Annotated in this window: 17 protein-coding genes and 1 tRNA gene; 6 read left to right on the top strand and 12 right to left on the bottom strand. The window is 68.6% G+C overall.

All coding sequences use genetic code 11. The annotated features are described in order from the left end of the window. Positions 1–23 precede the first annotated feature (23 nt). Positions 24–1,187: a GGDEF domain-containing protein gene (locus tag JJL56_RS02875; protein WP_200484115.1), complete on the top strand. Its 1,164-nt coding sequence runs from the start codon at positions 24–26 to the stop codon at positions 1,185–1,187. 12 nt (positions 1,188–1,199) lie between these two features. Here the strand turns inward: JJL56_RS02875 and tatC are convergent, their stop codons facing one another. The 11 genes from tatC to JJL56_RS02820 form a co-directional block, all read right to left on the bottom strand. Further along, positions 1,200–2,000, bottom strand: coding sequence for a twin-arginine translocase subunit TatC (gene tatC / locus JJL56_RS02870; RefSeq protein WP_145623709.1), 801 nt, complete (start codon positions 1,998–2,000; stop codon positions 1,200–1,202). Positions 2,001–2,023: 23 nt separating this feature from the next. Beyond that, a complete protein-coding gene (tatB, locus tag JJL56_RS02865; RefSeq protein WP_145623710.1) occupies positions 2,024–2,560 on the bottom strand; it encodes a Sec-independent protein translocase protein TatB in 537 nt (178 codons plus the stop codon). Positions 2,561–2,608: 48 nt separating this feature from the next. Next, positions 2,609–2,902, bottom strand: coding sequence for a twin-arginine translocase TatA/TatE family subunit (locus JJL56_RS02860; RefSeq protein ID WP_137141115.1), 294 nt, complete (start codon positions 2,900–2,902; stop codon positions 2,609–2,611). 99 nt (positions 2,903–3,001) lie between these two features. Then, positions 3,002–4,312: an ABC transporter ATP-binding protein gene (locus JJL56_RS02855; RefSeq protein WP_200484114.1), complete on the bottom strand. Its 1,311-nt coding sequence runs from the start codon at positions 4,310–4,312 to the stop codon at positions 3,002–3,004. Positions 4,313–4,436: 124 nt separating this feature from the next. Further along, a complete protein-coding gene (scpB, locus tag JJL56_RS02850) occupies positions 4,437–5,090 on the bottom strand; it encodes an SMC-Scp complex subunit ScpB (RefSeq protein WP_145623711.1) in 654 nt (217 codons plus the stop codon). Further along, complete coding sequence (locus JJL56_RS02845; RefSeq protein WP_200484113.1) at positions 5,087–5,890, bottom strand: segregation and condensation protein A; 804 nt, start codon at positions 5,888–5,890, stop codon at positions 5,087–5,089. The genes scpB and JJL56_RS02845 overlap by 4 nt, the downstream gene beginning before the upstream one ends. Positions 5,891–5,894: 4 nt before the next feature. Beyond that, complete coding sequence (locus JJL56_RS02840; protein WP_145623713.1) at positions 5,895–6,581, bottom strand: site-2 protease family protein; 687 nt, start codon at positions 6,579–6,581, stop codon at positions 5,895–5,897. A 66-nt stretch (positions 6,582–6,647) separates the two neighbouring features. Next, on the bottom strand, positions 6,648–7,742 hold the full coding sequence (nagZ, locus tag JJL56_RS02835; RefSeq protein WP_200484112.1) for a beta-N-acetylhexosaminidase: 1,095 nt from the start codon (positions 7,740–7,742) through the stop codon (positions 6,648–6,650). Next, positions 7,714–8,670 (bottom strand): SPOR domain-containing protein, encoded by a 957-nt coding sequence (locus JJL56_RS02830; RefSeq protein WP_200484111.1) that lies wholly within the window; start codon positions 8,668–8,670, stop codon positions 7,714–7,716. Before JJL56_RS02830 ends, nagZ begins: the two co-directional genes overlap by 29 nt. Next, positions 8,667–10,427: an arginine--tRNA ligase gene (gene argS, locus JJL56_RS02825; RefSeq protein WP_200484110.1), complete on the bottom strand. Its 1,761-nt coding sequence runs from the start codon at positions 10,425–10,427 to the stop codon at positions 8,667–8,669. The genes JJL56_RS02830 and argS overlap by 4 nt, the downstream gene beginning before the upstream one ends. A 61-nt stretch (positions 10,428–10,488) precedes the next feature. Next, the gene (locus JJL56_RS02820; protein WP_200484109.1) at positions 10,489–11,688 is read right to left on the bottom strand and encodes a deoxyguanosinetriphosphate triphosphohydrolase; all 1,200 of its coding nucleotides are present in this window, start codon (positions 11,686–11,688) and stop codon (positions 10,489–10,491) included. Positions 11,689–11,907: 219 nt separating this feature from the next. Here JJL56_RS02820 and erpA point away from each other — a divergent pair, with 219 nt between their 5' ends. The 5 genes from erpA (at position 11,908) to JJL56_RS02795 (ending at position 15,149) form a co-directional block, all read left to right on the top strand. Beyond that, a complete protein-coding gene (gene erpA, locus JJL56_RS02815) occupies positions 11,908–12,276 on the top strand; it encodes an iron-sulfur cluster insertion protein ErpA (protein WP_145623718.1) in 369 nt (122 codons plus the stop codon). Positions 12,277–12,321: 45 nt separating this feature from the next. Beyond that, entirely contained in the window at positions 12,322–13,107 is a 786-nt protein-coding gene (locus tag JJL56_RS02810; RefSeq protein WP_200484108.1) for an exodeoxyribonuclease III, read from the top strand. A 73-nt stretch (positions 13,108–13,180) separates the two neighbouring features. Beyond that, the gene (locus JJL56_RS02805; RefSeq protein WP_200484107.1) at positions 13,181–13,753 is read left to right on the top strand and encodes a hypothetical protein; all 573 of its coding nucleotides are present in this window, start codon (positions 13,181–13,183) and stop codon (positions 13,751–13,753) included. 206 nt (positions 13,754–13,959) lie between these two features. Then, positions 13,960–14,049, top strand: a tRNA-Ser gene (locus JJL56_RS02800). A gap of 203 nt (positions 14,050–14,252) precedes the next feature. Further along, entirely contained in the window at positions 14,253–15,149 is an 897-nt protein-coding gene (locus JJL56_RS02795) for a diguanylate cyclase (protein ID WP_200484106.1), read from the top strand. Between the two features lie 15 nt (positions 15,150–15,164). Here the strand turns inward: JJL56_RS02795 and leuD are convergent, their stop codons facing one another. Continuing rightward, complete coding sequence (gene leuD / locus JJL56_RS02790; RefSeq protein WP_200484105.1) at positions 15,165–15,761, bottom strand: 3-isopropylmalate dehydratase small subunit; 597 nt, start codon at positions 15,759–15,761, stop codon at positions 15,165–15,167. Position 15,762: the final 1 nt, after the last annotated feature.

The raw sequence follows: 15,762 nt of genomic DNA, 5'->3' as shown, positions 1-15,762 counted from the left end.
TCGCTGCACTCCCCACTCCGGACATGATCCTCGACACCCGCACCCTCGTCATCGTCCTGGTGGGCATCGGCGTTCTGCTGTCCATCGCCGCTTTTCTCGCCTGGAAAGCGCATCGCCACATCACCGCGCTGGCATACTGGGCGGGGGGAGCCCTGGCCGGAGCCGCCGGGATGGCGCTGGTCATGCTCTACGGGGTCTGGCCGCCCGCTCTCGTCATCCCTCTCAGCAACGCTCTGGTGGCCGCCACCTACCTGCTGAACTGGTTCGGCGTGCGCAGCTTCGCCGGGCGGCCCATCCCCTGGCGGAGCGGGCTGGCGCTGCTCGCCGCACTGACCGCCGGCAACGCGTGGTTCGTGGTGATGAGCAACGACGTGACAGCGCGCATCCTCGTCGGGTCCGCCGGGATCACCGGGCTGTCGCTGCTGGCGGCGCTGGAGTTGTGGCGCATGGGGCCGGCGGACCAACCGCGGCGGGCGCAGCGCGTCACCGCCCTGGTGTTCCTGATCCACGCCCTGTTCGTTGCCGGGCGCGCCGTGCTGACCGCCTGGGGCGGACCGGTGGACAGCGTTCTGATGCCCAATCTGGTGCAGAGCGCCGGGTTCCTGGAAGCCATTCTGGCGGTCACAGGCTGGGGCTTCGGCTTCCTCGCCATGACCAGCGAACGGCTTCAAGCCGATCTGGACCGCATCGGCACCATCGACCCGCTGACCGGCGCCTACAACCGTCGGGCTTTCATGAAACACGCCGAGCGGGAGTTGGCGCGGTCGCAGCGCAGCGGAGCGCCTCTGACCTTGCTTCTGCTCGACCTCGACCGCTTCAAGCGGGTCAACGACACCTTCGGCCATCTGGCCGGCGACGCGCTTCTCCGCCTTTTCTCCGAGACTGTCACGGCACGGCTGCGCCGCACCGACCTGTTCGGGCGCTATGGCGGGGAGGAGTTCTGCGTGCTGCTTCCCGACACCGACCGCACGGGGGCGGCGGCCCTGGCGGAGGCGCTGCGGCGCGACGTGTCCGCGCGCCCGCTGGCCTTCCAGGGTCAGGAGATTGCCGCCAGCGTCAGCATCGGCATCGCCGCCTGTCGCAGCGGCGAGGATCTCGACACGGCGCTGGCGGCCGCCGATCTGGCCCTGTACCGGGCCAAGCGGAACGGCCGCAATCAGGTTGTGATCGCCGAGGCGGCGGGATGAGAGCGGAACGGCTTACGCCTGCTCCGCTTCCGTCTCGTCCACGCCGCGCGTCTTCTCGATGCGGCGGCCGATCAGGATCGACACCTCGTAGAGTGCCAGCAACGGAATGGCGAGACCGACCTGGCTGATGACGTCCGGCGGTGTCAGGATCGCCGCTACGACGAAGACGAACACGATGGCGTAGCGCCGCTTGGCGGCCAGGGTCTCCGTCGTCAGCAGGCCGGCACGGATCAGCAGGGTCAGAAGGACCGGAAGCTGGAAGGCCAGACCGAAGGCGAAGATCAGGTGCATGACGAGGCCGAGATACTCGCTGACGCGAGCCTCGAACTCGATCGGCAGGGCGCTGGTGTCCATCCCCGGGTGGAATTCAAACCCCAGGAAGAAGCGCCAAGCCAGCGGGAAGATGAAGTAATAGACCATCGCCCCGCCCAGGAAGAACAGGATCGGGGTAGCCGCCAGGAAGGGCAGGAAGGCCTTGCGCTCGTGCTTGTAGAGGCCGGGTGCGACGAACATCCAGATCTGGCTGGCGACGATGGGGAAGGACAGGAAGCAGCCGGCCCAGAAGGCCACCTTCACATAGGTGAAGAAGGCTTCGGTCAGGCCGGTGTAGATCATCCGCCGCCCCTGCCCGGCCAGGATGTCGGCCAGGGGCTGGACCAGGAAGTTGTAGATGCGGTCCGAGAAAGCGTAGCACACGAAGAAGGCGATGATGATCGCCAGCGTCGCGTACATCAGACGGTTGCGCAGCTCGACCAGATGGTCGATCAGCGGCATCTTGCTTTCTTCGAGCTCGTCGTCAGACTCGCCGGTCATGCGCGTTTCGCCGGACACTTAGGTCACGCCTGCTTGTTCGTGGTTGCCGCCGCAGCGGAATCGGCGGAGGCCGGAACCGGCGGCTGGGCCGGGGCCGGGACGAATTCCGCGGGCGGAGCCGGAGGAAGCGCGGCCGTGACCGGCGGTTCGGTCGCCGGCTGCGGCTGGGCCGCCGTCACCTGCGGCGATCCGACGGGAGGCACGGGGGAAGCGACCGTCGGGGTCTGGCCATCCTCCGGCGGGCTGCCGTGATAGCCGTCGGCCCCGAGGTTGGCCCCCACGTCGAAGGCGCCCTTCAGTTCCCCCTTTGGATCGATCGTGTTCTCGACCATCTTCTGGAGGTTCGTGTCGCGGACCTTCAGGGCCTCCTTGCGAAGCTCGTCAAGCTCCGCCTCGCGCATCATGTCGTCGATGTGGCCCTGAAAATCGCGCGCGACGACGCGCGCCTTCTTCACCCATTTTCCCAGGGTGTAGATGGCCTTGGGCAGGTCCTTCGGGCCGATCACCACGAGGGCGATGACCGCGATGACCATCAGTTCCGACCATGCGATGTCGAACATGGCTCCTCAGCCTTTCGAAGCGGCGCGGGGATGACGGGCGCCGGACGGTCAGGTGCGGGCCGTCTCGTCCTTCTTCACGCCGGGGTCGGCAGCGGGCGGAACCGGGGCGGGCGGAACCGGATGGACCGAGGACACCGGCTGGGCCGGCGGAACCGGCTGGTTCGGCAGGACCTTGGAGTCGGCACCGGGAGCAGCACCCTCTTCCTCGTCCTTCAGGCCGGCCTTGAAGTTCTTGATGCCCTTGGCGAGGTCGCCCATGACCTTCGGCAGCTTGCCGGCGCCGAACAGGAGCAGGACGATCAGAAGGACGATGACCCAATGCCAGACGCTGGAGAATCCCATGACACACGTTTCCTGAACAGGCAGCCCAATGGCGGGGCGGCACTATGGCAGAAAGGTTCCCCTCCCGCAACGATCGGTCGGGTGAAACCGCTCAAACGACTAAGTGGGTGCACCGGCTGGAAAAACGAAGGCCTGACACAGGTCCATGCACGCCGAGACATGACTTTGTTCGGGGGGCAGGAACTGGCCGGGCATGCGGGAGTGCAGATGCACCGACCCGCCCTTCCCGTCCGGCACGTCGAGATGCACCAGGCTGGTGCGACCCAGCAGGCGCGCCGCCATCACCCGCGCCAGAACCGGCAGGTCCCCGGCGGGGACCGTGGCGGCGGGCTGGGCGGACAGCTTCAGCGCTTCCGGGCGGATCAGCACCTCCACGGCGGTGCCTTCCGCGATCTCCGTGGGGATCGGGCCGACCGGCGTGTCCACCGCACCGCCCTGCACGACGCCGGACAGCCGGTTGACCTCGCCGAAGAATTCCGCTGCGAAGGCGTTGACCGGGCGGGTGTAGAGGTCCACCGGGTTGCCGACCTGCACGACCTTGCCGGCGCGCATCAGCGCGATGCGGTCGGCCAGGAACATGGCCTCTTCCGGGTCGTGGGTGACCAGCATGGTGGCGGCGCCGTTCTGCTTCAGCACGTGCAGCGTCTCGTCGCGCACCTGCTCGCGCAGCCGGGCGTCCAGACCCGAGAAGGGTTCGTCGAGGAGCAGAACCGCCGGGTTCGGGGCGAGCGCGCGGGCCAGCGCCACGCGCTGCTGCTGCCCGCCGGACAGATGGTGCGGGAAGGAATCGGCGTAGCCGGCCATGCCGACCTGCCCCAGCGTTTCCAGCGCGCGCTTGCGCTGCGCCTCGCCGGACAGGGCGGTCAGGCCGAACCGCACGTTGTCGAGCACCGACAGGTGCGGAAACAGCGCGTAATCCTGGAAGACGAGGCCGACGCCGCGGCGTTCCGGCGGCACCGCGCCGCGTTCGTCCGCCACCACGGTTCCCCCGATCCGGACGGAGCCGGTCTGTACCGCCTCCAGCCCCGCGGCGATGCGCAGCAGCGAGGACTTGCCGCAGCCGGACGGGCCGCACAGGCAGACGATCTCCCCCGCCCCGATGGTCACGCTGACGTCGTCGACGGCGACGACGCGCCCGTAGCGGTGGGTGACGCCGTTCAGCGCCAGGGCCTCCACCGCGATGGCGGCACCACTGCCCTGCGGGCCGAAGGCGTCGAGATGCCGCCCGTTGCTCGGGAGCGTGACCGGCGCGGCTTCACAGGGCGCGCCCTGCCGCGGATCGGTCCCGCGGCTGAACAGGGCCGACGCCTTGTCGCGCAGCGCATTGCGCAGGCTGGCGGGCCGGGGTTCGGAAACGGCGTCTCCGGTCGCGGAGAAAGAACGGGCGTCGGTGACGGACGGACGATCCATGGCAGTCCCAGTCTATGGCGGTCCCAGTCTGAAGCGGCCCGGGGGTCGTTTGATGGCGGTCGATTGACCTTACTACCGGTGCGCCGACCCCGATGCAAATGGTTCTTATTTTCGAGCATTCCGCTCAGGTATCGGAATCGTCAGCGTTTTCCGATGGTTCCGCATCCTCCAGGCCGGCTCCGCCGATGCCCAGCAGCACCGGCCGCGAATCGAGCAGGCCGGCGGCGCGCAGATCCTCCACCCCCGGCAGGTCGCGCAACGTCTCCAGGCCGAAATGGTCGAGGAAATGGTCGGTGGTGATCCAGGTCAGCGGACGCCCCGGCGTCTCGCGGCGGCGGCCCGGCCTGATCCAGCCATTTTCCATCAGGATGTCCAGCGTGCCCTTGCTGGTCGCCACACCGCGGATCGCTTCGATCTCGGCGCGGGTCACCGGTTGGTGGTAGGCGATGATCGCCAGCGTCTCGATGGCGGCGCGGGACAGCTTCTTGGAGACCTCCTCCTCCTGCCGCAGCAGCGGGGCGAGGTCCACCGCCGTACGGAAGGACCAGCCGGCGCCGGTGCGGATCAGGTTCACGCCGCGCGCCGCGTAATGGACGCGCAATTCCTCCAACAGCGCCCGGACGTCGGCGTCGCGGGTCAACCGCCTGCCCAGGGTCTCCTCGTCCAGTGGGTCGGCGGAGGCGAACAGCAGAGCTTCCAGCAGTCGCAGATCGCGCAATCGCTGCTCGACCTCCTCCGGGTTGTCGATCTCCTGGATCATGCCGTCGGGTCCGCTCATTCCTCGTCGCCTTGCTCGTGCCGGCGCGATGCCCGGCGGACGTAGATGGGGGAAAAGGCGCCGTCCTGGCGAAGCTCCACCTGCCCCGCCTTGGCCAGTTCCAGCGTCGCCGCGAAATGGGCGGCCAGCGCCGAGCGGGTCAGCAGGCCGCCGCGCACGCCGTCCGGCAGGAAGCTCGACAGGGTGGCCCAGTCCGGCATCCGGCCCAGCAGCTCGGACAGGCGGCGCACCGCGTCCTCCAGCGAATAGAGGCGCACCGGTTCGATGTGCAGGACGCCGCCCTCCTGCCGCTTCCTGTGCTCGCCGTAGGCTTTCAGCAGGTCGTAGAGCGTGACCTGGAAGACCGACTTGCGCAGGATGTCGAGATCCTCCGGAGCGCCGCGGGCGAAGCGGTCCACCCCGAGCTGCGGCCGGGCGAACAGCTTGGCGGCCGCCCCCTTCATCGCCTCCAGCCGCTGGAGCTGGAAGGCCAGCGCCGCCGCCATGTCCTCGCCCGAGGGCTCCTCGTCCTCGACCTCCGGGATCAGCAGGCGGGACTTGAGGTAGGCCAGCCACGCCGCCATGACGAGATAGTCCGCCGCCAGCTCCAGACGCACCTTCCGCGCCTCGGCGATGAAGGCGAGAAACTGGTCGGCGAGCTGGAGGATGGAGATCTTCGTCAGGTCAACCTTCTGCTCGCGTCCCAGCGCCAGCAGCATGTCGAGCGGCCCTTCGAACCCGTCCAGAACGAGGACGAGCTGTTCCGCCGGGCTGACCGCCGCGGCCTCGTCCTCGCGATCCGGGGGTTTCCTGCCGACCATGCCGTCAGTTGCCGCTGAGGATGCGGATCAGCTCGATCATGTAATCCACCGGCGGGCCGAGCACCCAGGAGAAGACGCTGAGGTCCATGCCGAGCTCCCGCCCGATGAAGGGCAGCAGGAAGAAGGCGCCGATCAGGATCAGCATGCCGTACTTCTCCAGCCGGGCCAGCGGGAAGGCCAGCGCGTCGGGCAGGATGCCGACCGCCACGCGCCCGCCGTCGAGCGGCGGCAGCGGGATCATGTTGAAGACCATCAGCACGACGTTGACCAGAACCGACACCTCCAGCGCGGCGCGGAACCACATCTCCATCGCCCCGCCCTGCGGGCTGGTGAAGCCCCAGATGATGGCGGAAACCAGCGCCAGCACGAAATTTACCCCCGGGCCGGCCAGCGCCACCCACACCATGTCGCGGCGGGGGTGGTGCAGGCGCCCGAAATTCACCGGCACCGGCTTGGCCCAGCCGAAGACGAAGCCGGTGGTGAAATACATCACCGCCGGCAGCACCACCGTGCCCAAGGGGTCGATGTGGCGGAGCGGGTTCAGCGTCACCCGGCCCAGCCGCCACGCCGTGTCGTCGCCGCGCCACATCGCCACGAATCCGTGCGCCGCCTCGTGCATCGTGATGGCGAGGATCGCGGGGATGGCGACCGCGAAGATCATCGGTATGCGGTCGATCAGACCTTCCAGCACGCCCGTCTCTCCCGTTGCGCTCCCCGGACCCGTCCGGGAAGCCTGAGCATGGCCTTGAACCTGGCCCTAAACCTGGGGAGTTCCCAGCAATTCCGCCAGACGCGCCCGCAAGGCATCGGCGTCCACGGGCTGCACCGGGCCTAGCATCGCCTCGGCCCTCGCCCAGCGGCGGACGGCCGCGCCGCTCATCGCCGGAACGCCCTCGGCCACCGCCACCATCTCCTCCATCACGCCGTTGCAATGGAGCACGACGTCCAGCCCGGCGGCCAGGACCGCCTCGGCCCGACCGCGCATGCCGCCGGCCAGCGCGCCCATCGACAGGTCGTCGCTGAACAGCAGCCCGTCGAAGCCGATGGGGGCGCCGCGCACCACGTCGCGCACCACGATCGCCGAAGTGCTGGCGGGCGCGTCCGGGTCGATGGCCTTCATCACCACATGGGCGACCATGCCGAGCGGCATGTCGGCCAAAGCGCGGAAGGGCGCGAAGTCGGTGGCCTCCAGCGCCTCGCGCGGGGCGTCGACCACCGGCAGCTCGGCGTGGCTGTCGGTGAAGGCCCGGCCATGGCCGGGCAGATGCTTGACGACCGGCAGCACGCCGCCGGCCATCAGCCCCTCGCAGGTCGCCCGCGCCAGATCGGCGACACGGGCCGGATCGCCGCAGAAGGCGCGGTCGCCGATGATGTCGTGGGCGCCCTCCACCGGCACGTCGCAGACCGGGGCGCAATCCACCGTCACGCCGCAATCCGCCAGCATCAGCGCCAGCAGCCGGGCGTTGATCCCGGCAGCCTCCCGCCCGGCGGCGGCGTCGCGGGCCGCAAGGTCGCCGAAGGCGCGCATCGGCGGAAAGGCCGGCCAGTGCGGCGGGCGCATGCGGGCCACCCGCCCGCCCTCCTGGTCGATCAGCACCGGAGCGTCGGCTCGGCCCACCGCCATGCGCATCTCCGCCACCAGCGCGCGGACCTGCTCCGGCGTGTCGCAGTTGCGCCGGAACAGGATGAATCCCAGCGGATCGGCGTCGCGGAAGAAGGCGCGCTCGTCCGCGGTCAGGGCGGTGCCGGCGGCGCCGAACACCACCGCGCGATGGGGGTCGCGATGAGGTCCTGACGCGTTTCGGGCGTTCGGCGAGGCCGGATCAGGGACGGACAACCACACACCCCACATTCTGGGACTTGAGCTGGGCGCAGACCGACTTGGCGCGCTCCTCGTCGAGGCCGACGCCCTGGATGCGGTAGAAGATGCCCTTCTCGCCCAGATCGGCCTTGGCGACCTGCATGGACAGCCCGCCGAGCGCCGCGCCGTAGCGGCTGGTCAGGCGCTTCCATTCGCTCGAGGCCTCGGCCTCGCTGCGCACCGCGGCGAGCTGGACGCGCCAGTTCCCCCCACCCGACGCCTTGGCGGGTGCCGAAGCGGGTGCCGGCTGCGGAGCCGGAGCGGCGGCCGGCGCAGGCTGCGGCTTGGGCGCCGCGGCGGGCGGCGCCTGGGGAGGCGTCTGGGCCTGCGGCGGAGCCGGGGCCGGCTTGGCGGCGGGCGGCGCGGGCTGTGGCTTGGGCGCCGGAGCCGCCGGTGCCGGGGCCGGAAGAGCGGCCACGGCGGGCGGCGCGGGCGGAGCGGCAGCGGGCGGCGGCGCCGCCTCCCCGTCCTGGCGCGGCACCGTGGTGGTGGAACCCGGCGGCGGCGGCGGAAGCTGGGCCACCGCGGGCGCCTCCGGCAGGGTCGGCGACGGTGGCACCTGAGGGGCCACGACCGGCCGCGGCAACGGCTCCTCCGGCGGCGGCAGCAGCCGCTCGATCTGCGACTTCGCCCCGCGGTCGTTCAGCCGCTCGTAGACCAGCTTGTCCTGGTGGGGCACTTCCATGCCGCCGGGCTGCTCCGGACGGGACTTGGTCGGCGCGGTTTCCGCCATCAACAGGGGCGGAGCGCCGTCCGGCGTGCCGCGGCTTCCGCCACCATAGACCACGACGATCGCGCCGGCGAAGGCCACGATGCCGACCACCGCCAATCCGAGGCCGAGCAGACCGCGCCGACCTCCCCGCTGCGGCGGCGTGCCGTAGGGGTCGCTGGCGTAGTTGGCATCGCCCTCATACCTCATGACCGCAATTCCTCCACCGGCTCCACGCCCATGACGGCAAGGCCGGAGGCGATCACCGTGGCGACCGCGCTGATCAGCGCCAGACGGGCCACCGTCACCTCCTCGTCGCCGTCGATCAGGAATCGCAGGCTGGTGTCGTCGCGGCCCTTGTTCCACAGCGCGTGGAAGTCGCTGGCGAGATCGTAGAGGTAGAAGGCCACGCGGTGCGGCTCGTGCGCCTCGGCGGCGGATTCGACCAGACGCGGCCAGGTCGCCATGCGCTTGGCCAGCGCCAACTCCTCCTCGCTGTCGAGGCGGGCTAGGTTGGCCTTGGCGGCCAGCGCCGCCAGCGACAGGTCGGCCCCCGGCAACGCCGTCGCGGCGTGGCGCAGGACCGAGCGGCAGCGGGCGTGGGCGTACTGCACGTAGAAGACCGGGTTGTCCTTCGACTGCTCGACGACCTTGGCGAAGTCGAAGTCCAGTGTCTGGTCGTTGCGGCGGGTCAGCATGATGAAGCGGACGACGTCGCGGCCGACCTCCTCGATCACGTCGCGCAGCGTCACGAAGGTGCCGGCGCGCTTGGACATCTTCACCGGCTCGCCGTTCTTCATCAGATGGACGAGCTGGCACAGCTTCACGTCCAGCGACGCCTTGCCCTCGGTGATCGCCGTGGTCGCCGCCTGCATGCGCTTGACGTAGCCGCCATGATCGGCGCCCCACACGTCGATCTGCAGGTCGAAGCCGCGGCGGTGCTTGTCGTAGTGGTAGGCGATGTCGTTGGAGAAGTAGGTGAAGGACCCGTCCGACTTCTTCAGCGGGCGGTCGACGTCGTCGCCGAAGTCGGTGGACTTGAAGAGGGTCTGCGGGCGCGGCTCCCAGTCGTCGGGCTTCTTGCCCTTCGGCGGCTCCAGCACGCCGACATAGATCAGGCCGCGGTCCTCCAGCGCCTTCAGCGCCGTGTCCACCGCCCCGGCCTTCACCAGCGCGCGTTCGGAGCTGTAGACGTCCATGCGGACGCCGAGGACGCCGAGATCCTCCTTGATCCATTCCATGATGGTGGCGATGGCGAAGTCGCGGCAGGCCGGCAGCCAGTCGGCCTCGTCCGCGCCGACCCACCTGTTGCCGTCGCGCTCGGCCAGCGCCTGCCCGACCTCCTTCAGATACTCACCGGGATAGAGGCCCGCCGGGATCTCGCCGATCTCCTCGCCCAGCGCCTCGCGGTAGCGCAGGAAGGTGGAGCGGCCGAGCACGTCGACCTGGGCGCCAGCGTCGTTGATGTAATATTCGCGGGAGACGGCGTAGCCCGCCTTCTCCAGCAGGGCGGCCAGCGCGTCGCCGAACACGGCGCCGCGGCCATGGGCCGCGTGCAGCGGGCCGGTGGGGTTGGCCGACACATACTCGACGTTCACCGGACGCTTGCCGCCCAGCGCGCTCTCGCCATAGGCGGTGCCGGCCGTCAGCACGTCGCGGATGCGGTCGCGCCAGACATCGGCCGACAGGCGCAGGTTCACGAATCCCGGACCGGCGATCTCGGCGCTCGCCACGTCGGGGCGGGTCTTCAGCTTCGCCACCAGCAGCTCGGCCAGCGCGCGGGGCGGCTTGCCCGCCGGCTTGGCCAGGATCATCGCCGCGTTGGTCGACAGGTCGCCGTGCGCCGCCTCGCGCGGCGGCTCCACCGTCAGGCGCGCGGTGTCGAGCCCCGCCGGGATCTGGCCCTCGGCGGCCAGCTCGTCCAGCAGCTTGCGGATGTCGTTCTCGAAGACCTTGAAGATGTTCATCGTTTCAATTCTTGCTTTAGGTCTGGGCCGGTTAGGTCTTAGCCGTTTAGGTCTGGGCCGTTCAGGTCTTGGCGTCCATGTCGAACAGGCGGGCGTATTCGGCGAGCGCGTAGCGGTCGGTCATCCCGGCGATGTAGTCGGCGACCAGCCGCGCCAGCACCGTCCGGTCCCCGTGCCCGCCCTGTTTGGCGACGTCCTCCTGCCACTGCGTCGGCAGGGTGTTCGGCTCGGCCATGAACAGGTCGAACAGGGCGGTGACCACCCGCTTGCACTTGCTCATTTCCCGGTTGACCCGGTAATGGCGGTACATGCGCTGTTTCAGGAAGGCGCGCAAGGGCCGCTGCGCCTCGAACATCGCGGGGGAGAAGCTGACGACCGCCTCCGGCAGGGCGCGCAATTCCCCGGCGCTGCCTGGGCGGTGGCGGTCCAGCCGCTCCCGCGTCTCGGCCAGCAGGTCGACGACCATGTTGTTGATCATCCGCCGGATCGTCTCGTGGATCAGGCGGGACCGCTCCAGCCCCGGATAGCGGTCGCAGACCTGCCGCACCACCGGTCCCACCAGCGGCAGTTCCGCCACCTCGTCCACGGTGAACAGGCCGGCGCGCAGTCCGTCGTCGATGTCGTGGTTGTTGTAGGCGATGTCGTCTGCCAGCGCCGCCACCTGCGCCTCGGCGCCCGGGTTGGTGTGAAGCTCCAGGTCCCAGCGCTCCTGGAAGGCGGCCAGCGTCGTCGGCAGCCTTTCACCGTTGCCAAGTGGCAGCAGCGGGCCGTTGTGCTTGACCACGCCCTCCAGCGCTTCCCAGGTCAGGTTCAGCCCGTCGAAGTCGGCGTAGCGCCGCTCCAGCATCGTCAGGATGCGCAGCGTCTGGTCGTTGTGGGCGAAACCGCCGTAGGGCGCCATGCAGGCGTTCAGCGCGTCCTCTCCGGCATGGCCGAAGGGGGTGTGGCCAAGATCGTGGGCGAGCGCCACCGCCTCCGCCAGATCCTCGTTCAGCCCCAGCGCGCGGCTGATCGAGCGGGCGATCTGCGCCACCTCCAGGCTGTGGGTCAGGCGTGTGCGGAAATAATCGCCCTCGTGATAGACGAAGACCTGGGTCTTGTACTTCAGCTTGCGGAAGGCGCCGGAATGCACGATGCGGTCGCGGTCGCGCTGATAGCACGAGCGCGTCGGGCTTTCCGGCTCCGGGAACAGCCGGCCGCGCGTCTGTGCGGGGTCGCAGCCATAGGGCGCCGGGCGATCCTGGAAGAAGTCCGCCGTCATGGCGCGGACACTACCGGCGCAAACCGCGCTGTGCAACGGCGAAGGCGGAGACCCGTCGAGACATCCGGCAGCCGTACGCAGGCATTCGGGCGCAGGCGAACCGCAGGTCAGGCATGAGTTCGCCGGACATGCCTTTGACGAAAGGCGGACGCACCCTTACATTCGTCATTGTGTCGTCTGTCCCGCGAAACACCCCCGCGAAACACCGAGGTCCGTCCCATGCCCGACACCGCCCTTCCCGCCACCGCGCAAGAGGGTGCGCGCGTTCTCGCCGTGTCCGACAGCGCCGCCAAGCGCGTCGCCTTCCTGATCGAGCACGAGGGCGACCCGGCCCTGATGCTGCGCCTGACGGTGTCGGGCGGCGGCTGCTCCGGCTTCCAGTACGGCTTCGCCTTCGACGCCACGGCGAACGAGGACGACCATGTGTTCGAGAAGAACGGCGTGAAGGTCGTCACCGACGACGCCTCGCTGGATCTGCTCGCCGGCTCCACCCTCGATTATGTCGAGGATCTGATGGGGGCCGCGTTCCAGATCAAGAACCCGAACGCCACGGCCTCCTGCGGCTGCGGCAACTCCTTCGCCGCCTGACGGTTCCTTTTTTCCCTGGCCTTTGCCGAACAAGAAGAACACGACGTGAAGATCGCCACCTGGAACGTCAATTCGGCGAAGGCTCGCCTTCCGCTGATCACCGACTGGCTGCGCGCGGAGTCCCCAGACGTCGCGCTTCTGCAGGAGATCAAGTGCGAGACCACGGCCTTCCCCCGCGCCGCCTTCGAGGACCTCGGCTATCACGTCACACCGGTGGGACAGAAGTCCTACAACGGCGTGGCGTTCCTCTCCAAGGCGCCGCACGAGGACGTGCTGACCCGCCTGCCCGGAGAGCCGGAGGATGAGCAGGCCCGCTATGTCGAGGCCACGGTGGGCGGTGTGCGCATCGCCTCGCTCTATCTGCCCAACGGCAACCCCCTCGGGACGGAGAAGTTCGCCTACAAGCTCCGCTGGATGGACCGGCTGCACGCCCACGCCCGCGGCCTGCTGGCACAGGAAATCCCCTTCGTGCTTGGCGGAGACTACAACATCATCCCGGAGCCGCGCGACGTCTTCGACCCGGTGGCCTTCGCCGGCGACGCCCTGTTCCAGCCCGAATCGCGAGCGAAATTCCGCGCCTTGTTGAATCTGGGGCTGACCGAAGCCTACCGCGCCCTTCACGACGACGACCACGCCTACACCTTCTGGGACTATCAGGCGGGCTGCTGGCCGCGGGATCTGGGGTTGCGCATCGACCATTTCCTGCTGTCCCCGCAGGCCGCCGACCGTCTGGTGGAATGCCGCATCGACCGTCGCCCGCGCGGTGCGGAAAAAGCGTCCGACCACACGCCAGTCCTGCTCGACCTGTGCGACGGATCAGACATTTCTTAAATTTTTTCACGCATCCTCAAGACCGACTCGGAAACCGAGCGAGCGTCCATCCGCGGGGAGAGGCGGCAAGACGATGGTCTGGGGACAGGACAGCGGCCGCAGGGCGATCGAAGAACTGCTGACGGCCATCGAGCAGCAGGCCGGCGAAGCGGTCGCACTGGGCGTGCGTGCACAGCGCGATATCCAGGAGGACCGTTTCTCCTCGTTCCTTGGCTTCCGCCGGAAGGTGGAGGAGGTGCGCGCCCTCGTCACACTGACGGAAGAGCGCCTGACGACCGTCGGCACGGCGAAGCTGTCCGACCTGCGCACGGAGTTCGAACGGATCGACCTTCTCCTGACCGGCCTGCTGGCCCGCGCCACCCGGAACTATTTCGAACGGATGCGGGACGATCAGGCGCTCCCCATCGGCGCCCGCGAACTGTTCGAGCCGGAGTTGAAGATCATCGAGGAGATGCGCAGCAAGCTGGACCGCCCACACTACGCGGGCCGCGTTTCGGCCACGGTGATCGACGATCTGGAGGCGACCGGCGTCATGATCCGCAAGGTCCTCAACCGAGCCCCCAGCCTGCCCGATTTCTCCGACTCCCCGACGCCTCCGAAGCCGACGAAGCGGCTGTCGAACCTGGGCCGCCCGATCCGGATGTGACTTCCCCACGTTGAACCAAGACGACCCCCGCGCGACGAGCATCAAAAGCGAGTTGACCGAGGAACGGGGACACGGCATGTTCCCCCCGCTTCTGATCCCCGGTGAGGAGATAGCCTGAAATCGGGCGCCAATTTCGGGGATCAGGGTGGGGACCAGAGAGCGATGGTTCCCAGACGCGCAAGGCAAAGCCCTTGAAAGCGTTGATTGGATGGGTGGCCGAGCGGTTTAAGGCTCCAGTCTTGAAAACTGGCGTGGGGGTAACTCCACCGTGGGTTCGAATCCCACCCCATCCGCCAATTCTCCCTTGCAGCAAACTCAGGCCACCGTCCTATCGTTGAAAATCCCCTTGTTTTCGACAAACCTCACTTGTATTGGCCCCTTTTTTTCAGTTGGGTTGGCACACACTACCCGTCGATCCAGGTTCATTCGGAAATCCATACGGTTGTAATGTTTCCTTCAAGGCTTTGTGCTTCTCTGGAGCAATGGTCGTGGAGGCCGCATGCGGATTTTGGTGGTGGACGATTCGCGCATGGCGCGCACGGTGCTGTGCCAGCAGCTTGAAGGCTTTGGCCATCAGACGGCCTTTGCCGAAAGCGGCCAGGCAGCCTTGGCCCGCTGCCGCGACGAGCCCATCGACATCGCGCTCGTCGATTTCCGTGTCGGCGAGACGGAGGGAGTGGAGGTGTGCTGGCACCTGCGCGCGGCGCAGCGGGAACGGCACCTCTACCTTATGTTGATGATCCCCGGCAGCATCACAAACCAGTTCTTCGAAGTCGTGGAGAACGGCGCCGATGAATTCCTGCGCAAACCGCTGGACCTCACGTGGCTTCGCGCCCGTCTGCTCGCCGCCTCGCGCGTGGTTGACATGCAGCGCCAGTTGGAACGGCTCGCCACCACCGATTCGCTGACCGGGGCGCTGAACCGTGGACGCTTCATGGCGCGGGCCGCCGACGAGGTGGCGCGGGCACACCGCAACGGCCAACCGCTGTCGGCGATCATGCTGGACATCGACCATTTCAAGAAGGTCAACGACACCTACGGTCACGCCACCGGGGACGAGGCCATCCGCACCGTGGTCCGCGTCTGCCGGTCCATGGTGCGCGGCGCGGATGTCCTGGGCCGGCTGGGCGGCGAGGAATTCGCCATCCTGCTGCCCGAGACGCCGCCACAAGGGGCGGCGCTGCTGGCGGAACGGCTGCGCCGCGCGCTGGCCGAAACCGACGTGCGAATCGCCAACGGCGCCGGGTCCGTCCTCACCTTCACGGTCAGCATCGGCGTCAGTGCGCTGAGACCGGGTGAGAACGGAGTCGCCGCGGTGCTGGCGCGGGCGGACGAGGCGCTATACCGCGCGAAGAATGGCGGCCGCAACCGGGTGGTGTGCGACGCGGTGCCGTAATCCGGCATAACGCCGTCAAGTTCCCGGCATCAGCCAAGGCCGCGCTTCCTCATCCGCGCGATCGAAGGCGTCGATGGCGTCTTGGTAACGCAGCGTCAGAGCCACGTCGTCGAGGCCTTCGATCAGGCATTCCTTCTTGAACGGGTCGATGGCGAAGGGCCGCGGCTGGCCGTCCGGACCGGTTAGAGTCTGGGCCGGCAGGTCCACGGTGACGGCGGCGCCCGGCGTCTCCTGCAATTGACGGCGCAGCTCCGCCACCGTCTCTTCCGGCAGGGTGATGGTCAGCAGGCCGTTCTTGGCGGCGTTGGCGGCGAAGATGTCGCCGAAGCTGGGAGCGACGACGCAGCGGAACCCGCCGTCCACCAGCGTGTAGACCGCCCCCTCCCGCGATGACCCGCAGCCGAAATTGCGGTCGGTCACCAGCACGCGCGCCCCGGCATAGGCGGGGTCGTTCAGCGGAAAGCCGGGCTTGCGCTCGTCATGGAGCAGGAAGTTGCCGTAGCCGGCGCTGCGCGGCTTCTTCAGGAAGCGGGCGGGGAGCAACTGGTCGGTGTCGATGTTGGCGATGTCGAGCGGCACCGCCGGAGCGGTCAGCGTGACGAAGGGGTCCATC

The sequence above is a fragment of the Azospirillum aestuarii genome (assembly GCF_016632405.1).
Taxonomy (GTDB): domain Bacteria; phylum Pseudomonadota; class Alphaproteobacteria; order Azospirillales; family Azospirillaceae; genus Azospirillum; species Azospirillum aestuarii.
The sequence above is the reverse complement of the archived record's forward strand: the minus strand, read 5'-3'. Positions and strand labels throughout refer to the sequence as shown.

Bases quoted from the DNA above. Each gene is read 5' to 3' on its own strand.
- erpA (WP_145623718.1), top strand. From the start codon at position 11,908: ATGCCCGACACCGCCCTTCCCGCCACCGCGCAAGAGGGTGCGCGCGTT.
- tatB (WP_145623710.1), bottom strand. From the start codon at position 2,560: ATGTTCGACATCGCATGGTCGGAACTGATGGTCATCGCGGTCATCGCC.
- JJL56_RS02795 (WP_200484106.1), top strand. From the start codon at position 14,253: ATGCGGATTTTGGTGGTGGACGATTCGCGCATGGCGCGCACGGTGCTG.
- JJL56_RS02860 (WP_137141115.1), bottom strand. From the start codon at position 2,902: ATGGGATTCTCCAGCGTCTGGCATTGGGTCATCGTCCTTCTGATCGTC.
- leuD (WP_200484105.1), bottom strand. From the start codon at position 15,761: ATGGACCCCTTCGTCACGCTGACCGCTCCGGCGGTGCCGCTCGACATC.
- JJL56_RS02855 (WP_200484114.1), bottom strand. From the start codon at position 4,312: ATGGATCGTCCGTCCGTCACCGACGCCCGTTCTTTCTCCGCGACCGGA.
- tatC (WP_145623709.1), bottom strand. From the start codon at position 2,000: ATGACCGGCGAGTCTGACGACGAGCTCGAAGAAAGCAAGATGCCGCTG.
- JJL56_RS02830 (WP_200484111.1), bottom strand. From the start codon at position 8,670: ATGAGGTATGAGGGCGATGCCAACTACGCCAGCGACCCCTACGGCACG.
- JJL56_RS02875 (WP_200484115.1), top strand. From the start codon at position 24: ATGATCCTCGACACCCGCACCCTCGTCATCGTCCTGGTGGGCATCGGC.
- nagZ (WP_200484112.1), bottom strand. From the start codon at position 7,742: ATGTGGGGTGTGTGGTTGTCCGTCCCTGATCCGGCCTCGCCGAACGCC.
- JJL56_RS02820 (WP_200484109.1), bottom strand. From the start codon at position 11,688: ATGACGGCGGACTTCTTCCAGGATCGCCCGGCGCCCTATGGCTGCGAC.
- scpB (WP_145623711.1), bottom strand. From the start codon at position 5,090: ATGAGCGGACCCGACGGCATGATCCAGGAGATCGACAACCCGGAGGAG.
- argS (WP_200484110.1), bottom strand. From the start codon at position 10,427: ATGAACATCTTCAAGGTCTTCGAGAACGACATCCGCAAGCTGCTGGAC.
- JJL56_RS02845 (WP_200484113.1), bottom strand. From the start codon at position 5,890: ATGGTCGGCAGGAAACCCCCGGATCGCGAGGACGAGGCCGCGGCGGTC.
- JJL56_RS02805 (WP_200484107.1), top strand. From the start codon at position 13,181: ATGGTCTGGGGACAGGACAGCGGCCGCAGGGCGATCGAAGAACTGCTG.